Origin of the sequence: Methylobacterium longum, from assembly GCF_022179385.1 — a bacterium.
In the GTDB taxonomy this organism is placed as follows: Bacteria; Pseudomonadota; Alphaproteobacteria; order Rhizobiales; family Beijerinckiaceae; genus Methylobacterium; species Methylobacterium longum.
The window spans coordinates 1-3107 of record NZ_BPQS01000108.1 but is presented as its reverse complement, the minus strand read 5'-3'; the positions used below and the strand labels follow the sequence as shown (position 1 = coordinate 3107).

Here is a 3107-nt window from a genome sequence, read left to right as displayed (position 1 = left end):
GCGATCCAACAGGCGTTCACGTGCTTCACTCCGCAGGAGTGCCGCAACTACATCACCGCAGCCGGCTACGAAAACGACTTGGCCGTCGCTACCTGACCGGGAACGGCTCTAAGAGCCGAATCCAGCATTTTTGAGGCCCAACCGGATACCCCACTGAGCGGCTTAGCGACGAGGCGGTGGTTGATTGCATGCTAGGGCCGCGAACCAAAATAATTTTTGGTCATAGACCTTGTGAGGATACCACTTCCATATAGTCGGAGCAGCCTTAGAGGTATGCGGCGACCGACTCAAGACCCATAGACCGTGCTTTATTGCGGATCTGGGCCTTCTGATCCTCACGAAGGAGCCCGATCAAAGGTCGTGCCGCAGAATAGATGCGGAATGTCGTGCCTGAGAAGGCATCGGCGGTGTTCTGACCAGCCCGTGCCAGCGCCATCTGCTGCGCACCGATCTCGGTCAGAACCGCCTCGACCGGAGGCCAGTAAGCCTCCTGCTCCGACGTCAGGCGCAGAGAGAGCTTGAGCCGCCGGATCTCGGAAGGAGTCAGGACATCTTTGTAACGTGGGTTTTGCGCGGGAGCGGGGGGCTGCGGCGCTACAGGAGATTGTGGCCGCGGCGGACTCGCCGTCGAGCCCTGCGGAAGCGCCGCGAATTCACGACGAGAAACACGTGAGGGAGGCGGTACCTGCGCGGGCGGCTCGGGCGCGGGCGAGTTCGGCGCGGCGGCCGCTCCTGCCGCCTCGACCGGCTTCTCCCTAAAAATCACGGTCTCCCGCGACTGCGCTTCATGCACGATGGGCGGTGGCGCCGTCTGCAGTACGGCCGGCGGAGTCGTGTCCGCCAGAAAGATGCTCTTTGGCAGCTCCACAGCTGGACTGCTAGGAAGGATACTGACAAGCCCGAAGGCTCCCAATCCAACCACAACGAAGAAAAAGGCCGCCCTCGACAGATTTACTAAAACCGACAGCAAGCGTGGCATCGCTCCCCGCCACTCCTCGAGTCAACAGCTCGCCATCATTGGCGCGAAATTCGAAATTTGTACAGCGGCCCGCTCAGCTTTGTTAAATTGCCCCGGGCCATCGCGCGGTAAGCAACGAATTGGTGTTCATACGAGCCGAAGTTCGAAATTTCCGTCATCGAACTAGAACTCATTAGCACATATCTGACGGTGTGTCGTTACTCAATTGCCACACTTAGCATCTTATTGATCAGCCTTATAGCCTGCTTCCAGTTTTACGAACGCTGCCGTTCCCGATCTCTTGGATCCAGCGGGAGTGCGCGGTTTCTGGTTTTGTGAGACCTCGACGTGAGGAGCGGAGCCGCGAAGATAAGCAGGTCGGTACCGGCATCCAGTGGAAGCACCTGCCGCGTTTCGAGGTGGGCTGCAGCGGCAAGGCCAGTGGGCGACGGCTTGAGTTCAAGCAAGTAGCAGGCGTCTGGACCGCGCTGCACCGCATGATACTGGAACAGTTTCACGAGGTCGATGCACTCGACTGTTCACGGCCGTCGTCGACAGCGCGATCTGACCTGCGAGAAGGGGCATGGCGACGATGTTCGGTCCCAGCATGTAGTGTGACGGATCAAGCCTGAAGCGTTCTGGCTCTTTCGTCCAGGTCTGGCAGATGAACTTGAAGGGGGTGAGGCCGCGCAGGGTCTTGAGCCGGCGGCCGTAGTTGTAGGCATCCACGAAGAGCTGCAGGTGCTGCCGGAGTTCGTCGTGGCTAGCGTAATGGTAGCGGCCATGAGGTAGCCGGAAGGCCAGATTCGGGAAGCTGACAGTCGCGGGTGACCGATAGCATAGCAGCAAGTGCGGTCGGACGCGCATTTAGAGGGTCTAACAAAACCAGCTGTTGCGTGTTGAGAGGAGATGGCGAGACCGCTTCTTCCTGATGGCCTCTGGGCTGAGATCGCACCGCTGCTGCCGCCTGAGCCAGCCAAGCCGAAGGGCGGTCGCCCGCGTAGATCTGACCGCGCAGCGCTGATGGGCATCCTGTTCGTGCTGCGCTCGGGCACGCCGTGGGAGTTGCTTCCGCGCGAGATGGGCTGTGGCTCTGGCATGACCTGCTGGCGGCGGCTGCGGGACTGGCAGAAGGCCGGGGTGTGGGACCGCCTTCAGCAGACGCTGCTCGACCGGCTCGGGCGTCAGAACGGCATCGACTTCAGCCGAGCCTCCCTCGACAGCGCCTCGATCGCCGCAAAAAAGGGGGCCCGGCGACGGGCCCGAACCCGACCGATCGAGGCAAGCCCGGCACGAAGCGTCACGTCCTCACCGATGCGGAGGGCATCCCCCTCGCGCTGACGCTGACGGGTGGAGTGCACCCTGTTTGACCGGACAGGCAGCGGGGCGGGTTTAGGCACTCCGGCTGAGGTACTCTCGGGGCGAGAGCATGCGCAGGCCGGAGTGCGGGTGGATCGTGTTGTAGTCCTCGAACCAAGCCGGCAAAAGCCGCATCACGGTCTCGGCGTCGGCCAAGATGGCGAGGCGGGCCATAGTCGCGCTTGAGCGTCTTCACGAACGCCTCCGCGATGCCGTTGCTCTGCGGCGAACGCACCGGGGTGAACAGCAGCCGTAGACCGAGCGGGGCGGCCGTCTGCGCTGTCTCCTTGGCGATGTAAGCGGAGCCGTTGTCGGACAGCCACTCGACCGGGTGCGGGGTCTTCGTCGCGCCGAACCGGCGCTCGCAGCAGGCGATCATCAGGTCACAGACCATCGCGGCTGAGACGCCTGTCGTGGTTGCCGACCACGCCATGATCTCGCGGTCGCAAGCGTCGATGGCAAACAGCACGCGGACGACCGCACCGTCCCGGCAGCGCAGTTCGAGGTGATCCGAGCACCAGCGCACGTTCGAGCGCAACGCCACCACGATGCCGTCGTGGGTGCGGCCGGGACGACGGGCGGTATGCGGCGCGAGGGTGAGCCCGTTCGCCCGCAGGATGCGCAGCACCCGCTTGGCATTGACGCTCGCCTCGCCGCGCGACCGTAGGGCGCGGTTCACCTGGACTTGCCTCAGTTCAGTGGAGAGCGGTTTGGTGGGCGATGCCCCTCTCGAACTGGGTGGGGCTTGTGAAGCCCAACGCCGAGTGACGGCGGCAGGGATTGTAGAAGC

1 protein-coding gene and 4 pseudogenes are annotated in these 3107 nt (G+C 62.9%); 2 read left to right on the top strand and 3 right to left on the bottom strand.

Features of this window, described 5'->3' with window-relative positions:
- Positions 1 to 265 precede the first annotated feature (265 nt).
- On the bottom strand, positions 266 to 979 hold the full coding sequence (locus MFF58_RS31400) for a hypothetical protein (RefSeq protein ID WP_238294207.1): 714 nt from the start codon (positions 977 to 979) through the stop codon (positions 266 to 268).
- Positions 980 to 1341: 362 nt separating this feature from the next.
- Between MFF58_RS31400 and MFF58_RS31395 the strand changes: the two are divergent.
- A pseudogene (locus MFF58_RS31395) lies at positions 1342 to 1524 on the top strand (IS5/IS1182 family transposase); the annotation flags it as partial.
- Between the two features lie 31 nt (positions 1525 to 1555).
- On the opposite strand, the pseudogene MFF58_RS31390 reads toward MFF58_RS31395, so the two are convergent.
- Positions 1556 to 1738 (bottom strand): annotated as a pseudogene (locus MFF58_RS31390) (IS481 family transposase); the annotation flags it as partial.
- A gap of 129 nt (positions 1739 to 1867) precedes the next feature.
- Between MFF58_RS31390 and MFF58_RS31385 the strand changes: the two are divergent.
- Positions 1868 to 2310: pseudogene (locus tag MFF58_RS31385) on the top strand (IS5 family transposase); the annotation flags it as partial.
- A 40-nt stretch (positions 2311 to 2350) separates the two neighbouring features.
- On the opposite strand, the pseudogene MFF58_RS31380 reads toward MFF58_RS31385, so the two are convergent.
- Positions 2351 to 2996 (bottom strand): annotated as a pseudogene (locus MFF58_RS31380) (IS3 family transposase); the annotation flags it as partial.
- Positions 2997 to 3107 lie beyond the last annotated feature (111 nt).

Coding starts and splice junctions, on each gene's coding strand:
- MFF58_RS31400 (WP_238294207.1), bottom strand. CDS start 979: ATGCCACGCTTGCTGTCGGTTTTAGTAAATCTGTCGAGGGCGGCCTTT.